This is a genomic window from Arundinibacter roseus (assembly GCF_004348825.1).
GTDB lineage: Bacteria > Bacteroidota > Bacteroidia > Cytophagales > Spirosomataceae > Arundinibacter > Arundinibacter roseus.
Genome location: NZ_SMJU01000002.1, coordinates 419,379 through 439,371 on the forward strand (window position 1 = coordinate 419,379; position 19,993 = coordinate 439,371).

A 19,993-nucleotide genomic window follows, 5' to 3' on the forward strand; every position below is an offset into this window, starting at 1 on the left:
TTTTGACTTTAACCTGTAAATAATTTTAAAACTTCCTTATTGACCCAAACCAAAACTGAGCCCTGCGTATACATCTACGCCCTGCGCCTTGATGGCTCCGCCCGTTGAAAATAGTCCTAGTAAATTATCTGATCCAATCGATAGCGGCCCGAGCCGAAGCCCGGCTCCAACGGCCCACGCATCGTTCTGGCGAATGAGGGGTATTGAAAGCGCTAATTTTTTGGTTTCAAAGCGGGGGATAACTGCCCATAAACTAGTTTGTCGGATTTGTGGCAGCGAGCGGTTTTTTAATCCCTGAATCAGCGTTGCATTTACATACACGGCGTTCAATAGTTTGAAATCTGCGCTGACATTGAGGGCCGTCGGTGCGGCAAGGGTAAAGGAACCGGTGTTTTTTTCTTCGGTCAAATCAAACTCTTCTTCAAGTACACGCCCAAAAGCCGCAAGCTGCGACTCACCTTCCCGGGGTGAACTGTACCCGCGCCATTCTTCCTCGGTAATTTGCCGATCTTCGGCTACAAAATCATAGTTTTTGACACCCGCCTGATCGTACACTATTTTTCCGGCGTCAATCAGGGAGGCACTTAACCGAAATGAAGGTTGTTTGTCCGAATCTTCATCCCGCAATTCATACGAAAAACCCACATCAAGTCCCCAGCCTTTTCCGGTTGCTTTTTGTCCAAAGAGTTTTCCGGGAGAAGGAAACGTCGTCAGGTCTACATCGGTATAGCCCATCGTAGCCTCAAATCGATCGACCTGCATGTAGGCACCGTTTACAGTGTTTGGATCGGGCAAAAGTCGGTAATTGAGCGTTTGGTTTTTGATATATCCACCCGCATATCCAAAAAATCGCTTGACCGTTCCGCCGATTGTCAGTCGGTAGGTTTCGTTTTCGGCAACAGTTTGGGAGAGCGAAAAACCTAATTCAGAATAGGCCTGACTCGTAATATTGAATCGGTTTTCAGAATTGGACGCATAGAGTGCCAGGTAGCCCAAATCCTGTAAGTTGGAAGCATTGGCGAGCCCAAGGCGTGCAATACCCATGAGGCGCTCGGAGGCCTCGCTCACCTGAAAACCACTGCGGATTCGGCTCATGAAGGCGATACTCGTCTTTTCGCCAAGTTTAAAGGCCAAAGCGGGACCACGAACTTCGGCGGTAAGTGTACCATTTTTTGGTTTTCCGTTCCGGATTTCTTCCAAATCGTAGGGGTCAAGCGGGCGCGAGTTTCTACCTCTCAGCAAATCCAGCATCGTAAAAGGAGCATTGTACCGCACATAATTATTGTCGAGGTGCACTCCGACAGTGCCTACGTGAAGTTGAAATTTTTGCGGGCTATTGTTTAAAAAAGCAGGATTCTGATAGACGGAATAAAATCCCCCATAGTATTGAGAAGCTAAACCCTGAAATCCCTGCGCATAAGATTCCAGCTCCAAAGCCAGAAAACTTAGCAGGAAAAATAATGAAGAACGTGTGTATTTCATGGCATTATGGAATAGTATAACAGGCGGGAAAGCATACAAAAGTATGCCGAAGTTCAAAAAACAGGTTAGGAGGGCGCCGAAAGATTAATTGGCAATTACGACAAACTCTACGCGTCGGTTTTGGGCTTTATTCGCTTCGGTGTCATTTGGCGCCACGGGGCGGGTGTGGCCATAGCCCACATGTTGCAGGCGGTCGGCCCGAATATTCTTACGGATGAGGTAGGTGTAAATAACTTTGGCTCGATTCTCGGAGAGATACTTATTCAAACGTAAATCGCCTACATTATCGGTATGTCCGGCTATTTGAATTTTTAACTTTGGGTTGTCGCGCAAGGTACGATACAGTTTTTCCAATTCGACCTGGGATTCGGGCCGGAGGTCGTATTTACTTTGATCAAAATAGATTTTTTCGAGTTTGATTATATCATTTACTTTGAGATCGGTAAATACGGAATCCACTCTTTTTTCCATCAGGGCCGTATACTGATAAAAGCCACAGGTATCGCAGGACACAAGTAAAATTTCCTCAATTGTATAATAGCCTTCTGAGGAGGTTTCTATGGTAACTGTATCAGAAGAATACATTTTTACATTAAAATAATCTTCGCCTGCCCGATTGGCACCTGTATATTTTTCCTGAACCGAGTGAAGAAGCACCGAAAAATTGGCCGGAATTTCCTTTCCGGTTTTGTCATCGACAGCCTTAATGGTAAAAAGCGTAACCGGTCGTTGTGCGGTGGTTATTTGGGCCCGACCAATGTCGGGAATTAAAATAGAAGCCAGAAGTATCAGGAATAAATAGCGCATAGAGGGTTCAGCTAATGGATTTATTGTACTAGTAACGTTTCAGTTTCTTTCAAAGATATGCAGCCACGGAAGAAGTCGCAAGGGCGTAGAAATTATGCTACACATTTTCTAACAATTACTGAATAGGGGAAAATAACGCCCGTTGTACATGAATCAAGATTGCCTACATGAAGTGGTACAGGCTTTTTGTGAATATATGTAAAACTATTTTTCACCTAGACTTTTACTCTCATGCTTAAATGGACCGTAATATTTCTGATTGTTGCAATTATTGCAGGTATTCTTGGATTCGGCGGAATTGCTGCCGGGGCTGCCGGAATCGCTAAGATTTTGTTTTTTGTGTTCCTCGTGCTTTTCGTAATCAGCCTCATCAGTGGCCGGGCAAGAGGATAGCAAAACTACCGACACATTTTTTTATTCAATCAAAAAGCCGGACACTCCTGTCCGGCTTTTTGATTGAATATACCATTTTAAGTACTTGAACATATTTAGTTTTCATTAAATAGAAAATCAAATAATAGAACAAATACTTGATTATCAGCATAATAAATCACTAATAGCTACTTATTCCCATTCGATCGTAGCGGGTGGTTTGGACGAAATATCGTACACCACGCGGTTGACGCCTTTAACGCGGTTGATGATTTCGTTGGAAACCTCAGCCAAAAACGTATAAGGAAGATGCGCCCAATCGGCGGTCATTCCGTCAACGGAGGTTACGGCACGAAGCGCAACCACACGTTCGTAGGTACGTTCGTCGCCCATGACGCCCACACTTTGGACTGGAAGCAGCATGGCACCTGCCTGCCAAACCTCGTCATATAGTTCGTGTTTTTTTAGTCCATTAATAAAAATAGCATCGACCTCCTGCAAAATCGCTACTTTTTCGGGGGTAATATCGCCCAAAATCCGAATGCCCAGGCCGGGACCGGGAAACGGGTGGCGGTTGAGGATAGAATTGGTAATACCCATGGCGCGCCCAACGGCCCGAACCTCATCTTTAAACAGCGTATTGAGAGGTTCTACCACTTTAAGCTTCATAAAATCAGGCAAACCACCCACATTGTGGTGCGATTTGATCGTGGCAGAAGGCCCTTTTACAGAAACGGATTCAATGACATCCGGGTAAATTGTTCCCTGACCAAGCCATTTTACATCCTGAATCAAATGTGCTTCGTGATCAAAAACTTCAATAAAGGCCTTGCCAATTGCTTTCCGTTTGGCTTCCGGCTCTTCCAGTCCGGCCAAAGCGGTATAGAACTGCGCTTTGGCATCTACACCTTTGATATTCAGGCCCATATCCTGATACGAGTGAAGAACCTGTTCAAATTCTCCTTTGCGTAGCAGGCCGTTATCCACAAAAATACAGTAGAGATTTGTACCAATTGCCCGGTGCACGAGCGTAGCGGCTACGGTAGAATCTACCCCGCCCGAAAGCGCCATCACTACTTTGTCTTCGCCAAGTCTGGTTCGTAAGCCCTGGATAGTAGTTTCGACAAAAGACTCTGAGGTCCAGTCCTGACGGCATCCGCAAATGCCGACTACAAAATTGTGCAACAGTTGTTTTCCTTCGGTGGAGTGGGTTACTTCCGGATGAAACTGAATGCCATAGGTAAGCTCATTTTCAATTTTGAAAGCGGCCACTTCAACAGACTCAGTGGAGGCGATGATGCGGAAATTTTCCGGGATTCGGACAATTGTATCTGCATGCGACATCCAAACTTGTGAGGTTTCGGATAACCCGGCGAGGAGCGAAGAGTCGGTGTCGCCAATTTCCAGTTTAGCCCGGCCGTATTCCCGATGTTGGGAAGGCATCACGTCGCCACCCAACATTTGGGCGAGCATTTGGGCACCGTAACACACGCCTAGAATGGGTACCTGCTTTCGATACTGATCCAGGTCGATCCGGGGAGAGTCGGCATCACGCACCGAGCAGGGACTACCCGAAAGGATAATTCCCTTGACATTGGGGGAGAGGTCCGGAATATGATTATAGGGATGAATCTCACAATAAACATCAAGTTCGCGTACACGACGGGCGATCAATTGAGTGTATTGTGAGCCGAAATCGAGAATAAGAATTTGTTCGGTCATGGTTGGCTATCTAAGTCGCAAAATTAAGCAGAAACAGCCAAAGCACAAGGAGAATGCCAAGTTTCGTAGCTGTTTGAAAATATTTGCAAAAAAATTTTTATGTTGATATATTTGTAAAAAATACAATTACAAATTTATTATGAACCAAGGAACAGTAAAATTCTTTAATGATTCGAAAGGATATGGATTCATTAAAGACACCCAAACCGGACAGGATTATTTCGTACACATTTCAGGGCTTGTAGATGAGGTCCGTGAGAACGACGAAGTTACCTTTGATCTACAGGAAGGCCGTAAAGGTCTAAATGCCGTGAATGTTAAGCTTGCCTAATCGAGACTTATCATACGCATAAACAGCAAACGCCCGGCCAATCAGGTCGGGCGTTTGCTGTTTATGGGAAAATGATCTTATTTTTTTCTCTTGACTTTTTTCATCTCTACCGGATCCCAATACACTGTTTTTTTGTCAAAATAACTCTCGTTGCAGGCAAGTACCGGACCGGCAGCGCGGAAGGCAAAAACCGGATCTTCAATAGTTCCCTGACTCCCTTTCTGTATATTTTCAAAAAAGTTGGCAAAGTGATTGGCATGCTGATCATCTTCTTTGGGCGAGTCAAACCTCATTTCCTTAATAGGCTCCGCCTGACGGGTGTCGGCAGGATATTGAGTTTCATATTGTTTTACAAAGTCTTTTTGAACATTTTCAGGAAAAGTAAAAAAGCTATCGTAGTTGCCATAGCCCGGTGCTTTGGGGAGTTTTTTCTTGGTTACAATCAGGTTGTTTTCTGAAAATTCAATTTGGCCTTCGGTACCAATAATTCGGGTAAGATTTTTGATTGAGCCGGCATTTGCAAAATTGACGCGCAAAACCATCTGAAATTGTGACTGTGTGTCCGTTTTTGGATAATCCAGAATTGATACAAGCACGTCGGGAACGTTACGCCCGTCGTTCCAGTAACTCAGCTGTCCCGACGAAAATATTCGGTCCGGCCCCATCGACCGGGTCACGTAATGAACCCCCGTGATGAGGTGCACAAATAAGTCGCCGGCTACACCGGTTCCATATTCACGGTAGTTTCGCCAGCGAAAAAAGTGTTTGGCATCAAAAGGAGTTTTGGGAGCATCGCCCAAAAAACGGTCCCAATCGCAGGTTTCGGGAGAAGCGTCGGGAGGAATGGAATAATTCCAGGCGCCAATTGCTCCAAAGCGGTCATTGTTGGATTCTATATAGTTGATTTCGCCTATATCACCTGCATCAAGCAGCCGCCGGGCTTCCTGAAAAGCCGCTCCACTAATCCGCTGACTGCCCACCTGCATGGTTTTGCCCGATTTTTTCCAGGCGTCAATCACCGATAGTCCTTCGTCGATATGATGGACCATGGGTTTTTCGCAGTATACATGTTTGCCAGCTTTGAGGGCATCTTTGGTAATATGGTCGTGCCAATGATCGGGCGTAACTACCAGTACTGCGTCCACATCCGGGCGGGCAAGAATTTCCCGATAGTCGCGGGTTGTAAAAACAGAAGCGCCAAAAGTTTCTTTCACCCGTTGAAGCCGTCCATCATACAGGTCGGCGGCGGCAACTAATTCTACGGCTGAGGAACTTTTGAGCGCCGCCCGTGTGTCAAAGTGTCCCTGTATTCCCATTCCGATGGTAGCAATTCGGATTTTGTCATTTGGACTGATTTTTGTTAGATTCGGTATACTAGCGAAGGGCCGGGCGATGCTTTCTGTGGCAACAAGCGCCGAAGCCGCAGTTACTTTTTTGATAAAATTTCTCCGGGTTGGTTTCATGGTAGATGGGCGAAAAGATGTTTGATGAATCCTGAATTTAAAAAAGCGATGTCGAATAAAAACTAATCAAAAATATCTCTAAAAGCCATAAAATTTACGCAACTCTGGTTACAGAGAACGTTGTTCAAAAAAATTATTATATGTAAATTTGAAACCGATATTTTAATATCTTAACCTAACCTATGAAAGCCTATGACCCATAAGATTACCCTCCTGCTGGTGCAAACCCTTTTCTTTTTTTTGGCAATAACCATATTTAGCTTCTTTGCGGAGGTAGTTTACATGGTGAGTAAAGGCAATTCATTTGGCGCCAGTTTCAGCACGTGGTATGCCACCGAGTTTGTTTTCAGTAAAACACTCCTGCGCTTTGCTGCCTCAGCTCTGTATGTCCTTTTTCGCAATCGCCGGATGCTTTTTAATAGACAATAGAAAAGAATAGATTTGAGAATTGAACCATAAAAAAAGCCGTTAAACCCTAAGGTTTAACGGCTTTTTTTAGAAAAGAGGTTTACAATCAATATCCAGGATTTTGTGGTTTTAGATTCGGATTGTTCAGCATTTCCTGAACCCCGAGCGGAAACAACAAGTGTCTGCTTGCAAGCGCAACATTTGTGTTCAAGTTTACGTGACCTACGAAATCATCGAAGCCTTTGGTTTTTTCGTTGAACACTTTCCGCAGACGGACCATGTCAAACCAGGTAATTCCTTCGTAAGCGAACTCGTACCAACGCTCCCGCCAAATCGCTTCCCGCAAGGATGCCTGATTGAAAGTGCCCAGTTCAGGGGTAGCCAATGTAGAACGGTCACGTACTTTTTTGTATGCGTCATACACGAGCTGCGACGGGCCACCAACTTCATTTTGAGCCTCAGCATAAATGAGCAGGGTTTCGGCAAAACGAAGCAGAGGTACATTCAGGTTGTTGTTTCGAGTTCCGGCTACGCCCTGTGTACCGTTCGCAATCCGATTGAAGTGCTTAAATACGTAAGGTGCCCCCAAGTCGAAACGTTCACCATTTCCATTCAGAAAATAGGTAGTATAAAACCAGCCTTCCTGATCCTTGGCACGCAAGTCGCCTGTTTCATAGGAGTTGTAAAACGAGTTTGTAGGAACCGAGCTTCCTGTACCACCGGGGCCTGCAAAAGTTACAGGCTTGAAGTTTGGAAAGTAGTTGCCCATGGGGTTACCAGCTACCGAAGCATTGTACTGAATCATGAAGATGTGTTCCACCCGATTTTTCTTGGTTTCATCATTGATGTCCGTGTACTTGGGAAACAAGTTCAAGGTAGCAGGATTTGCATTGGCGTAATCGATTACTTCCTTGGCCTTGTCAGCAGCCAACTTATAATGAGTTGCACCTTTGCTAAGCGGGAAGCCGGCCATTGTCAGGTAAACCTTAGCCAGTAAGGTTTTGACTGCTGCCTGATTTGCCCTTCCACTAACATCCATCCAGGGAAGCCCAGCCGCCTCGGCTGTCTGAAGATCAGAGATGATCAGGTTGTACACTTGTTCTGTAGGTGTACGTGAAGGATAGAAATCCTCCGACGAAGCTGTTTGGGCATTGGTAATCAAGGGAACATCTCCCCAAAGCTGTACAATATTAAAATATGCCCATGCACGCAGGAAGCTCGCTTCTCCCAAAATTCTCTTTTTCTGAGCTTCGGGCATTGGCGTAATTGGCGGAACCTTGTCCAATACCTGATTAGAATTTGCCACGAGGCGGTAAAGACCGTTCCAGTAGTTTACCACATGCCCGGTAAAACCGTCGTAGGAAAGCGAATACAGGTTGTTTAGGTCAGAATTCTGAGCAGTCTCGGTAGTTGAAGTACCCGTTACGGCTTCTAGAAGTTGCCAGTTCGACGAAAAAATACCGGCACCATCTCCATAAAACCGGAGCCCTGAATAAGCAGCAGCAATGGCAGCTTCGGCGTGGTCGGGAATCGTGTAAAAGCTCTCAGGCGTTAGGTTGGAAGGGTCCAGCTCGTCGAGAAAGTCATTACAAGCGGTAGGCCCCAGTAACGCAAATCCACAAAAAAGTACGGTGGCTGTTTTCTTTAATTTATATAAATTCATAATGATTCGTGTTAGTATTGTCTAAAACCGGATGAATTAGAGTGAGATCTGAATACCACCCATGTAAATGGTAGGTTTTGGATAGCCGTGCCAAATGATTCCCTGTGAGAATACATTGCTCGCTTCGTTACCATTCGTTGGAGTTGCCTCGGGGTCGCCGTGTGGGTATTTGGTCAGCAAAAAGAAGTTCTGAGCAGATACATAAAGTCTTACGCGACTCATTTTTAATTTGCTGGTCAAATCAGCAGGCAGGTTGTAGCCCAACAACAAGTTACGACCTCTGATGAACGAACCATCAAAAACCCAACGGGTGTCAACATTGGTAACATAACCCGCGCGGGTCTCTCTGATTTCGGCAACCTGTGAATCCTGATTGGTAGGCGTCCATGCATCAAGTACGGTGGTATAGCTGTTGGCAATTGCCTGACGGTCTTCGCTTGGGTGAAGCGTAAGGTCCAACACGTCGTTTCCGTAAACAAATTGCAGATCAAGCATCAAATCAAAGTTTCCGAATCTTACTGTGTTCATCACTGAACCCCAGCCTTTTGGACTACCATTTCCAATAATGGTACGGTCAGCATCTGTGATAGCTTTGTCGCCATTCAGGTCGCGGTATTTAATGTCACCGGGCAGCATTGTCAGGTTGTTGCGGTAGCTGCGGAACTGTGCCGCTTCGTCGCGCTCAGCTTCGCTCCATATACCATCGCGGATAAGTCCATAAAAAGAACCAACAGGCTCACCCACACGAATTACGCTTGTAGGGTTGGTGAAGTTAGGTCCACCCACTCCGAAAATATCAGAAGGAGTTGCCAATGAAAGTACCTTGTTGCGGTTCAACGACCAGTTGATATTACTTGTCCAGGAGAAGCTTCCCCGCTCTACGTTTACGGTATTGACTGCAAACTCAAATCCTTTATTCTCCATAGAACCTACATTGGTACGGATTACTGCGTATCCACTAGTACGGGGTACGGGTGCATCCAATAGCATGTCGGTAGTTTTGCGATAGTAGTAGTCAGCTTCCAGAGACACACGTCCTTTGAATAAACCTATTTCAGCTCCGATGTCGGTTTGGGCGGTGCGTTCCCAACGTAAGTTGGGGTTTGCCAAACGGTTAATACCTGTTCCGCCTACACGGGTGTCGCCATATACGGTAGCATAGTTAGAGCTCAGCAGCGAAAGTGATGAGTAGGGGGGGATTTCGGAGTTACCCGTCACCCCGTAGCTTGAACGAAGTTTCAGATTGGAAATAACCGGATTGCTTTTCAGGAATTCCTCCTCTGATACCCGCCATGCCAATGCGCCCGATGGGAAGAACGAGAATTTGTTGTTATCCCCAAATTTGGACGATCCGTCAGCCCGGCCGGTAAGTGTTACCAGGTATTTGTTTTTCAAACCATAATTAACCCGCCCAAAGTATGAGCTAAACGCAAATCGTGAGGCACCCGATCCTACCGTAGGGTTGGTGGCACCTGCACCAAGGTTATCAAATCCAAAGAAGTCAGTGGCAAAGTTTTGTACAAAAGCACGAAGACCTGTATTGTTGGTTTCCTGCCACGATATACCCGCCAGAGCGTTTATTGTGTGGATACCATTGAACGTCTTGTCGTACGTCAGGTAGTTTTCCCAGGACCAGAACGTGGACTTGTTGTTTACTTTTTCGGCAGTTCCAAACTGTGAAAGGGCCAGCGTACGCGTCTGCGACTGATTGATTTCCTGCGTGATTACATTCGCACCAACTACGGAACGGAATTGTAGGCTAGGGGCTAGGGTAATGTTGGCGTAAATACTACCCAATGTATTTTGGGTACCAATAATGTACTGACGACCCATGAGCCGGTGAACAGAACTCATCGTTCCCTCGGCCTGTGGGTAGTCGCGGTTGTTGGCAAATGTGCCATCTGCATACCGAACGGGCAGGAACGGAAAGTCTTCAACGATTTGCCGTGATACCGCATCGTTAACATCCGAAAGCCGCTCATTTTGGTTGTTGTAGCTTAATGTAGCCCCAATTTTCAACCATTTCTTGACCTGATCGTCGATGCTGAAACGAGCTGCGTAGCGTTTCTGATAGGTAGTCTTGATGAGTCCTTGCTCATCGCGATAGTTCAGTGAAAGTGCATAGGTAGTGCGTTGATTACCACCGCTGAACCCTAGTTGATGGTTTTGAGAAAGTCTGTTTTGGGTAGCCTCTTCAAACCAGTCAGTATCGTACAGAGGGTTTAGATTGGCATCAAAAATACCAGGAAATCTTTCGCTATACGCCTGACGCCTTGTAACCGGATTTAGGTTGTTATACCTTCCCGAAGCCCAACCAGCTGGATCGTATTTGGCAATGTTGGCATAGGCAAGGTCTTCAACCGCCAGATATTCTTTGGCATTGAGTACCTGTGGACGGTTTGGACCAATTGTTGAAACGCTGAGGTCAGTATTGTACGTAATGGTACTTTCACCAGCTTTTCCTTTTTTTGTAGTTACCAGAATAACCCCGTTAGCGCCGCGAGCTCCGTAGATAGCCGTTGAAGACGCGTCTTTTAAAACCTCAACCGAAACAATATCGTTGGGGTTCAGGTAGTCGATTGCTGAGCTATACTGCGAAAGGTTTCCCTGCGGAAGCATCACGCCGTCCACTACATAAAGTGGGTTGTTGGAAGAGTTGATGGAGCTAAACCCGCGAATACGAACGTTTGTCCGTCCGCCCGGGCGTCCGGAGTTGGTATTGACCTGTACCCCCGGCATGCGGCCGGCCATCATTTGGTTCAGAGATGGAGCAGGGCGCTCTTTTAGTTCGGCTTCTTTTACTGAACTAACAGACCCAGTTAAGTCTGATTTTTTGGCCGTACCATATCCGATAACTACCACCTCACTCAAAACCTTGGTGTCGGCTTCCAGCGAAATATCAATTGTGTTGCGGTTGCCAATTGCTACTTCCTGACTAATATACCCTACAAAACTAAATACGATTGTAGCAGCATTGTCGGCAGCGTTCAGAACAAAATTTCCCCGTTCATCGGTACTTGTTCCCTGACTAGTTCCTTTCACAACTACGTTTACGCCGGGAAGTCCCTCACCGGACGTTTTATCGGTTACTCTACCCCGAATAGTTTTATCAACGCTCGTGATCTCTCCATAAGCAAAAGGCTCAGCAGAAGCGGCAAATGTTGTCACCTGACTGACCTGAAACAAAGCTGCCGCCAAAAGTCCGATTCTCGTGTGTCTGAGAATTCCCCTCCTTTTGGATTGCAGCCTGACGGGCTTGGTAATGTTTTTTTGCATAAAAAGTGTTGTTTGAGAATTATTGAATAGTTAACTGATTGATTGTGGGTAATTTAAAATTGTTATTAAAATATATTATTTACTAAAATCAAAAGGTATACTTATTTACTCTTTTTACTAGATTATTTTATTATAAATCAAGTATGACCGCAGTATTATGTAGTAAATTTAAGAAGCTGAACTTTATAATACTTTACAAAGAAGAAAATAGACTATTGCAGGGATACGTAAATATAAAGTTTTTTGTATCCGTAAACCAGATACAAAAAATAAAAAAAAAGAAAGCAGTATAAAATGTTGGTTACAATTGATCGGAAAGTAGTTAAATCCTAAACAATCAAGCGGCTTTTTTAAACGCTGTTGAAAATGGGCACTTCGGAAAAATAGAATTCAACGTGCAAATGAAGAGGTGAACGGTCGGCAGCTACTCGATTTTTTGTTTTCTTCCGTATCTTTGCCAAACTTTCCAGAAAAATAAAAATGACAAAGCTTTCGGTTCGGCACTTACTTGGGATCAAGAATCTTACAGAAAATGACATTCATACGATTTTAGACACTGCTTCTCAGTTCAAAGACGTCATCAACCGACCCATCAAGAAAGTACCTTCCCTGCGTGACATTACGATTGCCAACGTTTTTTTTGAAAATTCTACCCGTACCCGATTATCGTTTGAACTTGCCGAAAAGCGCCTTTCTGCCGATGTAGTTAATTTTTCTGCCTCTGGAAGCTCCGTCAAAAAAGGCGAAACGCTGCTCGATACCGTCAATAATATTCTGGCTATGAAGGTTGACATGATCGTCATGCGACACAGTAGTCCCGGTGCGCCGCACTATTTGTCCGGGAAAATTCCGGCCAATGTGGTCAACGCCGGCGACGGAACCCACGAACATCCCACGCAGGCATTGCTTGACGCCTTCTCCATGCGTGAAAAACTGGGTGACCTGGCAGGTAAAAAAATTGCAATTATTGGAGATATTCTGCATTCACGGGTAGCTTTATCCAATATCTTTTGCCTCCAAAAATTGGGTGCAGAAGTAATGGTTTGCGGACCAACAACCCTGATTCCCAAGTATTTGCCTGAAATCGGAGTGAGGGTAAGTCATCAGGTAAAAGAAGCCCTCGAATGGTGCGATGTCGCCAATGTACTGCGGATTCAGCTCGAACGGCAGCAAATTAAATATTTCCCCTCGCTTCGGGAGTATTCCCTTTATTTTGGAATTACCAAAGCAATGCTCGATAACCTGAACCGGGAAATTGTGCTCATGCACCCCGGACCCATTAATCGGGGGGTGGAGCTCTCGTCTGATGCTGCTGATTCGTCCCATTCAATTATTCTTAATCAGGTAGAAAACGGCGTTGCCGTACGAATGGCTGTGCTTTATTTGCTTGCGCAGCAGTAATTCAACCCATTTATTTTTTTAAGTCAAAAGCCATTTTTGTGAGAATTTTATCGCAGAAATGAAATTGCTTGTATGTCACTGTTGGAGAAAGATTTTATGAAAATTTAAACCAGGATGTATCCGGTTATATCTTTTTATTTTTGATCTTTACAACCCATTGGAAGTCAAAAGAATCTACCAAAGAAAGACATAAGGTATGAAAACTTTTTCCCTGATAACCTTCGTAGGTTTACTACTGTTCTGCATAGCCTGCACACCCCGCGAAACGGGCGAACCGCCCAACGGCCCGGCTTTTAACGGAACGGCCTACGTGCCTGTATATGCCACTGCCGCAGACCTCGATAAGGTTGAAACCTTGCCGGCACGCGCGCTGAAAGCGCCCGGAAAAATCTATATAAAAGACACGTACCTTTTTGTGAATGAGCAGGGAGAAGGCATTCATATCATCGATAACCGGGATCCGGCGTCGCCCGAAAAAATTTCCTTTGTATCTATTTTGGGAAATTATGACATGGCCGTAAAAGGTAACTTCCTTTACGCTGACAACGCCCGCGATTTGATCGTTTTGGATATTAGTAATCCGTTGAAAATCAAGGTGGTCAAGCGAATTCCTTCGGCGATTCCTCAAAATAATTATCCACCCTACACCAACATTTACTTTGAATGCGTGGACTCAGAAAAGGGAGCGGTCGTTGGTTGGGAAAAAGTTAACATGGACGAACGCCCGGCTTGCTTTCGGTAGAAGAAGACACTCCTAATTTTTGTCAGAGGTAATTATGAAAAAATCATCAGGTTTTAGTCTATTCGGCGCATGGGCAATTCTGGCCTCTGCCTTATTGTTAAGTGGGTGCGAAGCAGGTAATTCTGCGGACATCGGGCCCGGTTCTCAGAGTGGAGTTGGCGGGTCAATGGCTCGTTTTGCCATCACTGGAAACACCTTATACATCGCTACCAAACAGAGCCTGGACGTGTATGACATCAGTCAGGCAGATGCACCGGTAAAAACAGATAAAACGGAATTGGGTGTAGGTGTGGAAACCATTTTCCCCTACAAAAATAACCTGTACATTGGAGCCATTGATGGCATGTACATTTTTGATAATTCCCAACCTCGCAATCCACGGCTATTGTCCAAATACGAGCATTTTATGAGCTGTGACCCGGTTGTGGTTCAGGACCAATACGCCTACGTAACCTTACGAACGGGCACTGTTTGCCGGCAGTTTATTTCCATGAGCGTACTGGAAGTAGTAGATATTTCAAACCCAATGGCCCCGCAACTAGTGCATACGACTTCCATGACGTCGCCGTATGGATTGGGCGTTGATGGCAAACATCTGTTTGTTGGCGAGGGATCACGCGGACTCAAATTGTTTGATATTTCCAATCCGGCAGAGCCGAAGCTGATGCAATTCCGGTCGGATATTCCTACGTACGATGTCATTCCGTATCGATCGACGCTGATTATCACGGGCGAAAAAGGGATATTTCAGTATCGCTATGATGAGGATGAACAGTTTGATTTTTTGAGTAAAATTCCGGTAGAATGAAGAATGGCTGGTTGATTGGGTTTTTTATTTTTTTGGGTATGTCGGTACAGGCGCAGCGGGCCTCAACCGATTCGCTGAGCTCGGTCATCATGCTGAAAGTCACACCGCTTGCCCTTTTTGATCTGGACAATACGGTGCAAGTCGGCATAGAGTTGCCTTTACCAAATCCTGCCTGGACGTTTCAGCAGGAAATGGGCTATGGACATTCAGCCTTTAATCTCTGGTACAGCGAGCGGCTCGAAAACCCCAACCGCGAAACGTGGCGATTTCGGTCGCAGCTACGGTACTATTTTCGGAAACGCAATCAGCAAAGTCCTTACCTGGCTGCTGAATTTTTATTCAAGAAAAATAGTCGGGAAAAACTGGAAAGTATTGGAATGGATTGTACGGGCGAGTTTTTTAATCGTCAATGTGCCTATTTCCAAAACCGAACGACGCACCTGGGGCGTTTTGTAAATGCATTTCATTTAAAATGGGGCTGGCAATTTTATTTGTCTGAGCGCTGGTCCATGGATATGTACGCCGGTGCTGGTTTACGTGGCCTTAAAGTCAAATACCTCAGCCCCAACGTAGATGATCAGCCGTTTCGGGATAACAATTTTTTTGATGTCCGAACCGACGAACCCGGTGCTTACGGGCCGTTTCCCAGCCTTTCCATGGGTTTACATCTTTCATATAGCCTTTCAAAAAATAAGTAGTCTTCACCTTTGTACGTCAAATCCTGATTCTTCCGAAGGATTGTATTTTGTGAATATAACTTTGTGTTAAACGTTGGTCAGTAACAGTCAGTAGTTTTTGAAACTGCTTTCCTTTGCTTATCCAAAAGTTGCCTGCGGCAGCTATATTCATTGTTTATTCCTGTCTTTATTTACAACCTGCGTCTATCGTGCGATCTTACCTCTACACGCTTTCCATCATTTTGGCGGCTACACTCGCCATGTTTTTTCCGGAGCCATTCACAAGAATTGGTGGTTTTGAATTGAAAAATCTAATTGTACCTCTCCTCATGATTATCATGTTTGGCATGGGTACAACGATGGGACTGAAAGATTTTGAAGGCATAGTAAAAGCCCCACGCAGCGTTTTTATCGGATTGTTTTGCCAGTTTACCATTATGCCCGTAGTTGGGTACACCCTTGCCATGTCATTTGACTTTCCACCGGAAGTCGCCGCCGGGGTTATTTTAGTAGGTAGCTCCCCCAGTGGATTGGCCTCCAACGTAATGTCTTACATTGCCAAGGCCAACGTAGCACTTTCGCTCACGATCACCGCCGTGGCAACGCTGCTCGCACCGCTCATTACGCCCGCTCTCATGAAATGGCTGGCCGGAACTTTCGTAGAAGTTGATTTTATTAAGATGATGATTGACATTTTGAAAATGATCATCTTGCCTATCGGACTAGGCTTGATTGTCAATTATATTTTCCGAAAACAAACCGTTTGGCTCAATCGCTACATGCCTTTGGTGTCTATGGTTGGAATTGCCCTCATTATATGTATCATCACCGCAGCGGGGCGTGAAAGCCTGCTCACAATCGGGCTGGCTTTGGTAGCCTGTACGCTCATTCACAATTTGTTAGGCTACACGTTTGGCTACGGACTGGCAAGAATGTTCCGGCTGCCGGAGCAGGATTGCCGGACTATTGCCCTGGAAGTTGGTTTGCAAAATGGCGGATTGGCATCCGGGCTCGCCCTTCAAATGGGAAAAGTAGCTACGGTAGGGCTTGCCCCCGCACTTTTTGGCCCCATCATGAACATTACCGGATCGCTTTTGGCTAGTTTTTGGAGTAAAAATAAACCTCAGGATAAGGTTGTTGAGGAAAAGAGCCATTGATCAAAAATTAGAAAAATAATAAAAAAAGTCACGGCCAACGCAAGCAGAATGTTTGACTGACCGTGACTTTTTTTTATTTAAACAAATCCTGAATTACAGGATTCAGGCAAGGCGATTGATGCAATTGAGGTCTTCAAAAGCAACTTTCAAACGGCTAACCATTGTTTCTTCACCTTTGCGTAGCCATACGCGTGGGTCATAGTATTTTTTGTTGGGAGAATCGCTGCCTTCGGGGTTTCCGAGCTGCGTTTGCAGGTATCCTTCTTTGGCTTTGTAATAGGCAAGAATACCTTCCCAGGTAGACCACTGCATGTCGGTGTCGATGTTCATTTTGATGGCACCGTATTCGATTGCTTCCCGGATTTCCTCACGCGTAGAGCCTGATCCTCCGTGGAATACAAAATTCACAGGTAGCGGACCGGTCCCAAATTTCTCAACAATATAATTTTGAGAATTAAGCAGGATTTTCGGTTCGAGCTTCACATTGCCGGGCTTGTATACTCCATGAACATTTCCAAAAGCGGCTGCAATGGTAAAGTTCGGTGAGATTTTCAGCAATTCTTCGTAGGCATGTGCCACTTCGTTTGGCTGTGTATAAAGTTTTGAGCTATCTACGTCGGTATTATCCACACCATCCTCTTCTCCACCCGTTACGCCCAATTCTATTTCGATGGTCATGCCCATTTTGGCCATGCGCTCAAAATACTTGCAGCAGATTTCGATGTTTTCTTCCAGAGGCTCTTCCGACAAATCCAGCATGTGCGAGCTGTACAGTGGCTTGCCATATTGGTCAAAGTGGCGCTCTCCGGCTTCAAGAAGGCCGTCGATCCAGGGCAGAAGTTTTTTAGCACAGTGGTCGGTGTGCAAAATAACCGGTACTCCGTATAATTCCGCCATTTGATGCACGTGCATCGCGCCCGAGATTCCTCCGGCAATAGCAGCTTTTTGGTTTTCGTTGGAAAGGCTTTTGCCCGCGTAAAATATGGCTCCTCCGTTGGAAAACTGAATGATTACCGGACTATTGACCGCACGAGCGGTTTCAAGAACAGCATTCACTGAGTTGGTACCTACCACGTTAACTGCCGGAAGGGCATAGTTATTTTGGTTGGCATGATGGAAGATTTCACTTACTCCCTCACCGGTTACTACACCCGGTTTGAAGCGCATCATAGTTTCACTCATGGTTTTAAGGATTATATCAAGAAATTGTATACGGTATTTGGTATTTCAAATACAAGACTACTATTAAATTGCAAGTTAGTTAAATTTACCAAAATATGCGGTAGAAACCGCATCGGGAAATGCGCAGGAAAGGTGTCTCTTTGGCCTAAACCATTTACCTTTGGCAGCTGAAATTTTTAGAATATAGTTTGAAAATTACCAGTCTACCACTGAATTATAAGCGATGAATTCCAAATTAGTAAAAACAATACTACTTGCAGCAACTATCGGATTTTTTATCCTTTGGGTTCTTGAATGGCGACGTACCGATTTGAGCAACAGCTATTGGTTGCTCATGCTCAGCTTAACCTTACTATTGGGCCATCAGTATTATCGCTTGAAAATAATTGAAAAACCAGCTTCCAAGCCATCGGCCAAGCCAGTACAAAAAGGCCGAACCTTACCCAAACAAAAATCCAGATGAACGTTTTATATCCGACTCTCGCAGTAGTTTTTTTCTTTTTTGCCGGTTATTTCGGGGCTGTACGAGCGATTCTGCTCGATTTGCCCGCCATGATATTTTCCTCCGGCGATGATTCTGTCAGGCTTCCTGAACAGGTTGCTTACTGGCGGCGTATCCTTCGAATGGCTCGGTTGCTGATTGTTGCTTTTGGTAGTTTTTATCTGGTTATGACCTGGTTTACTTATCTTCCAAATCTTTCAGAACCCTGGCACCTGGCGCTGCTTTTTTTAGTAGCCATCCTTCTCTGGATCAGTAGCTATATGAGTTGGTTGCAGATTGGTCGGTTGTTTCCGGCAGTAGTTTCTTTGAAGGCGTTTCCCGTGCGCTTGGCCGAGTGGGGCATGACGCCCGTGTATTGGGTTCTCGAACCATTCATGAATCACGCCTCTGCTGAGTCCCGGGCGCATGGTTTTGGGCGAGAAGAATCTGCTTCGGCCGATGATACCGAAAACGAAGATCATCGCATGGAGGAACGTATGTTTATTAATGCGCTGGATTTTAAGGATGTTCGGATCAGAGATTGCATGATTCCCAGAACGGAAATCACGGCCGTGGCTTTGGAAGATACCATCGAAGATCTTCGACAGGCGTTTATTAGTAGCGGGCATTCCAAAATTGTGGTGTACCGAGATTCGATTGATGAAGTAGTTGGCTACTGTCATTCGCTGGCTCTGTTTCGTAAACCCAAAGAAATTGCCAACATCATCACCCCAATATTAATTGTTCCGGAAGCAATGCCTGCTAGTGACCTGATGCTGAGATTTCTGGAAGAGCGGAAAAGTCTTGCTTTGGTAGTCGATGAGTTTGGCGGAACCTCAGGCCTCGTAAGCGTGGAAGATGTAGTCGAGCAGATTTTTGGAGAGATTCAGGATGAATATGATACCACCGAAGACTGGACCGAACGAAGCGTGGATGAGCATACCTATATTTTTAGTGCCCGCCACGAAGTAGATTATCTCAATGAAAAATATGACTGGAAGTTTCCAGAAGGAGACTACGATACACTGGCCGGAATGTTGATTCATGTTCACGGCGATTTACCCAAAGTAAATGATGACATACGGGTCGCACCCTATACATTCACGATTATTTCCATGCAGGATACCCGAATTGAGCTGGTCAGAATGACAATGGATCATTAATTCATTTTCTACAATACCAATAAAGGAAGCGCAAAAACCAGCTCTCCCGCAATTCGGAAGCGTTCATTAAGCACACCTTTTTCCGGATTTTTCATCATCCAGTAGTGGGCTGCCGTTATTGCGATAAGGATAAGGGAAAGCCGTTGCGCATAACGAAATTCAGAATAAAAGCAGACTGCAAGGCACATAACAACCGTTAACAGGCTGATTGCCTGAATGATTTGGAGAGTACGTGGTCTTTTGAGCCAACGCGCAAGGTTGAACACTTCCCGGTAACGCAGCGCTTCAAAATGTGAAAAGAGCAATAAACTCTGGAAGGTAAGCATAAAAAAAACGAGACCCAGCACCATACTTTCCCAGGAAACATCACGCCCCAAAAACCAGGTACTTCCCCACACACCGCCCGCATAAATCAGAGAGGTAATGGGTTCTTTTACTGCCTGTCGATTACTTTTTTCGGGAATTCGTGACACCAGCCAAAGATAAAATGCTACGAAAATCAGCATACCAAATCCGAAAAACCAAAGTTCGCGCGGCGTAAACCATACCAGTAGCGCAGCTAAACCGATTGCTCCGGCAGTAAGGCGCCAAATAAGGGCCTGATGCAGCCGAATAAAGGAATGTCGTTGGGTACGAGGCGGCGAAGGGCGTTGGTTATCTAAAAGATGATCCAGTGTATAAATGCCTAAAACTACAAGGCCCAATAGTATGATTACCAGATAGTTAACAGGCGTTTGGTCATCCGGCAGGCGACTTGCCGCAAGGTGCGATACTACCGCCCCTGCTACAATATCCAGGCTAAGCCAATGAAGATGAATAGGTTTAAATCGGTAGGGTACAGCAGCAGAATCTTCCATA

18 protein-coding genes are annotated in these 19,993 nt (G+C 45.3%); 10 read left to right on the top strand and 8 right to left on the bottom strand.

Annotated elements, in window-relative coordinates:
- Positions 1-36: 36 nt before the first annotated feature.
- Both EZE20_RS04315 and EZE20_RS04320 read right to left on the bottom strand, forming a co-directional pair.
- Complete coding sequence (locus EZE20_RS04315) at positions 37-1,482, bottom strand: DUF5723 family protein (RefSeq protein ID WP_132114850.1); 1,446 nt, start codon at positions 1,480-1,482, stop codon at positions 37-39.
- An 84-nt stretch (positions 1,483-1,566) separates the two neighbouring features.
- Positions 1,567-2,289 carry an OmpA family protein gene (locus tag EZE20_RS04320; RefSeq protein WP_132114852.1) on the bottom strand — a complete coding sequence of 241 codons (723 nt, stop codon included), beginning with the start codon at positions 2,287-2,289 and terminating at the stop codon, positions 1,567-1,569.
- A gap of 231 nt (positions 2,290-2,520) precedes the next feature.
- Here EZE20_RS04320 and EZE20_RS04325 point away from each other — a divergent pair, with 231 nt between their 5' ends.
- On the top strand, positions 2,521-2,682 hold the full coding sequence (locus EZE20_RS04325; RefSeq protein WP_132114854.1) for a DUF1328 family protein: 162 nt from the start codon (positions 2,521-2,523) through the stop codon (positions 2,680-2,682).
- Between the two features lie 171 nt (positions 2,683-2,853).
- On the opposite strand, the gene guaA is transcribed toward EZE20_RS04325, so the two are convergent.
- Positions 2,854-4,383 carry a glutamine-hydrolyzing GMP synthase gene (gene guaA, locus EZE20_RS04330; protein ID WP_132114856.1) on the bottom strand — a complete coding sequence of 510 codons (1,530 nt, stop codon included), beginning with the start codon at positions 4,381-4,383 and terminating at the stop codon, positions 2,854-2,856.
- A 139-nt stretch (positions 4,384-4,522) separates the two neighbouring features.
- On the opposite strand from guaA, the gene EZE20_RS04335 reads away from it, so the two are divergent.
- Positions 4,523-4,714: a cold-shock protein gene (locus EZE20_RS04335; RefSeq protein WP_132114858.1), complete on the top strand. Its 192-nt coding sequence runs from the start codon at positions 4,523-4,525 to the stop codon at positions 4,712-4,714.
- Positions 4,715-4,791: 77 nt separating this feature from the next.
- Here EZE20_RS04335 and EZE20_RS04340 read toward each other — a convergent pair whose 3' ends face one another.
- Entirely contained in the window at positions 4,792-6,177 is a 1,386-nt protein-coding gene (locus tag EZE20_RS04340) for a Gfo/Idh/MocA family protein (protein ID WP_132114860.1), read from the bottom strand.
- Positions 6,178-6,369: 192 nt separating this feature from the next.
- Here EZE20_RS04340 and EZE20_RS04345 point away from each other — a divergent pair, with 192 nt between their 5' ends.
- Positions 6,370-6,606 (top strand): hypothetical protein, encoded by a 237-nt coding sequence (locus EZE20_RS04345; RefSeq protein WP_132114862.1) that lies wholly within the window; start codon positions 6,370-6,372, stop codon positions 6,604-6,606.
- An 85-nt stretch (positions 6,607-6,691) separates the two neighbouring features.
- Here the strand turns inward: EZE20_RS04345 and EZE20_RS04350 are convergent, their stop codons facing one another.
- A complete protein-coding gene (locus EZE20_RS04350; protein ID WP_132114864.1) occupies positions 6,692-8,248 on the bottom strand; it encodes a RagB/SusD family nutrient uptake outer membrane protein in 1,557 nt (518 codons plus the stop codon).
- A 36-nt stretch (positions 8,249-8,284) separates the two neighbouring features.
- Positions 8,285-11,524, bottom strand: coding sequence for a SusC/RagA family TonB-linked outer membrane protein (locus EZE20_RS04355; protein ID WP_132114866.1), 3,240 nt, complete (start codon positions 11,522-11,524; stop codon positions 8,285-8,287).
- Between the two features lie 480 nt (positions 11,525-12,004).
- Between EZE20_RS04355 and EZE20_RS04360 the strand changes: the two genes are divergently transcribed.
- The 5 genes from EZE20_RS04360 to EZE20_RS04380 all read left to right on the top strand — a co-directional run bounded on the left by EZE20_RS04360 (position 12,005) and on the right by EZE20_RS04380 (position 16,309).
- Positions 12,005-12,925, top strand: a complete 921-nt coding sequence (locus tag EZE20_RS04360) for an aspartate carbamoyltransferase catalytic subunit (RefSeq protein WP_132114868.1) — start codon at positions 12,005-12,007, stop codon at positions 12,923-12,925.
- 196 nt (positions 12,926-13,121) lie between these two features.
- Positions 13,122-13,667 carry an LVIVD repeat-containing protein gene (locus EZE20_RS04365; protein WP_132114870.1) on the top strand — a complete coding sequence of 182 codons (546 nt, stop codon included), beginning with the start codon at positions 13,122-13,124 and terminating at the stop codon, positions 13,665-13,667.
- Positions 13,668-13,701: 34 nt separating this feature from the next.
- A complete protein-coding gene (locus EZE20_RS04370; protein WP_132114872.1) occupies positions 13,702-14,475 on the top strand; it encodes an LVIVD repeat-containing protein in 774 nt (257 codons plus the stop codon).
- Complete coding sequence (locus tag EZE20_RS04375; protein WP_132114874.1) at positions 14,472-15,173, top strand: DUF3575 domain-containing protein; 702 nt, start codon at positions 14,472-14,474, stop codon at positions 15,171-15,173. The genes EZE20_RS04370 and EZE20_RS04375 overlap by 4 nt, the downstream gene beginning before the upstream one ends.
- Before the next feature lie 188 nt (positions 15,174-15,361).
- Positions 15,362-16,309: a bile acid:sodium symporter family protein gene (locus EZE20_RS04380; RefSeq protein WP_132114876.1), complete on the top strand. Its 948-nt coding sequence runs from the start codon at positions 15,362-15,364 to the stop codon at positions 16,307-16,309.
- A 102-nt stretch (positions 16,310-16,411) separates the two neighbouring features.
- On the opposite strand, the gene fbaA is transcribed toward EZE20_RS04380, so the two are convergent.
- Entirely contained in the window at positions 16,412-17,491 is a 1,080-nt protein-coding gene (gene fbaA / locus EZE20_RS04385; RefSeq protein ID WP_132114878.1) for a class II fructose-bisphosphate aldolase, read from the bottom strand.
- A 223-nt stretch (positions 17,492-17,714) separates the two neighbouring features.
- On the opposite strand from fbaA, the gene EZE20_RS04390 reads away from it, so the two are divergent.
- Positions 17,715-17,954: a hypothetical protein gene (locus EZE20_RS04390; protein ID WP_132114880.1), complete on the top strand. Its 240-nt coding sequence runs from the start codon at positions 17,715-17,717 to the stop codon at positions 17,952-17,954.
- Positions 17,951-19,135 (top strand): hemolysin family protein, encoded by a 1,185-nt coding sequence (locus EZE20_RS04395; RefSeq protein WP_132114882.1) that lies wholly within the window; start codon positions 17,951-17,953, stop codon positions 19,133-19,135. Before EZE20_RS04390 ends, EZE20_RS04395 begins: the two co-directional genes overlap by 4 nt.
- 8 nt (positions 19,136-19,143) lie before the next feature.
- Here the strand turns inward: EZE20_RS04395 and EZE20_RS04400 are convergent, their stop codons facing one another.
- On the bottom strand, positions 19,144-19,992 hold the full coding sequence (locus EZE20_RS04400) for a UbiA prenyltransferase family protein (protein WP_132114883.1): 849 nt from the start codon (positions 19,990-19,992) through the stop codon (positions 19,144-19,146).
- Position 19,993: the final 1 nt, after the last annotated feature.

Coding starts and splice junctions, on each gene's coding strand:
- EZE20_RS04315 (WP_132114850.1), bottom strand. CDS start 1,482: ATGAAATACACACGTTCTTCATTATTTTTCCTGCTAAGTTTTCTGGCT.
- EZE20_RS04320 (WP_132114852.1), bottom strand. CDS start 2,289: ATGCGCTATTTATTCCTGATACTTCTGGCTTCTATTTTAATTCCCGAC.
- EZE20_RS04325 (WP_132114854.1), top strand. CDS start 2,521: ATGCTTAAATGGACCGTAATATTTCTGATTGTTGCAATTATTGCAGGT.
- guaA (WP_132114856.1), bottom strand. CDS start 4,383: ATGACCGAACAAATTCTTATTCTCGATTTCGGCTCACAATACACTCAA.
- EZE20_RS04335 (WP_132114858.1), top strand. CDS start 4,523: ATGAACCAAGGAACAGTAAAATTCTTTAATGATTCGAAAGGATATGGA.
- EZE20_RS04340 (WP_132114860.1), bottom strand. CDS start 6,177: ATGAAACCAACCCGGAGAAATTTTATCAAAAAAGTAACTGCGGCTTCG.
- EZE20_RS04345 (WP_132114862.1), top strand. CDS start 6,370: ATGACCCATAAGATTACCCTCCTGCTGGTGCAAACCCTTTTCTTTTTT.
- EZE20_RS04350 (WP_132114864.1), bottom strand. CDS start 8,248: ATGAATTTATATAAATTAAAGAAAACAGCCACCGTACTTTTTTGTGGA.
- EZE20_RS04355 (WP_132114866.1), bottom strand. CDS start 11,524: ATGCAAAAAAACATTACCAAGCCCGTCAGGCTGCAATCCAAAAGGAGG.
- EZE20_RS04360 (WP_132114868.1), top strand. CDS start 12,005: ATGACAAAGCTTTCGGTTCGGCACTTACTTGGGATCAAGAATCTTACA.
- EZE20_RS04365 (WP_132114870.1), top strand. CDS start 13,122: ATGAAAACTTTTTCCCTGATAACCTTCGTAGGTTTACTACTGTTCTGC.
- EZE20_RS04370 (WP_132114872.1), top strand. CDS start 13,702: ATGAAAAAATCATCAGGTTTTAGTCTATTCGGCGCATGGGCAATTCTG.
- EZE20_RS04375 (WP_132114874.1), top strand. CDS start 14,472: ATGAAGAATGGCTGGTTGATTGGGTTTTTTATTTTTTTGGGTATGTCG.
- fbaA (WP_132114878.1), bottom strand. CDS start 17,491: ATGAGTGAAACTATGATGCGCTTCAAACCGGGTGTAGTAACCGGTGAG.
- EZE20_RS04390 (WP_132114880.1), top strand. CDS start 17,715: ATGAATTCCAAATTAGTAAAAACAATACTACTTGCAGCAACTATCGGA.
- EZE20_RS04395 (WP_132114882.1), top strand. CDS start 17,951: ATGAACGTTTTATATCCGACTCTCGCAGTAGTTTTTTTCTTTTTTGCC.
- EZE20_RS04400 (WP_132114883.1), bottom strand. CDS start 19,992: ATGGAAGATTCTGCTGCTGTACCCTACCGATTTAAACCTATTCATCTT.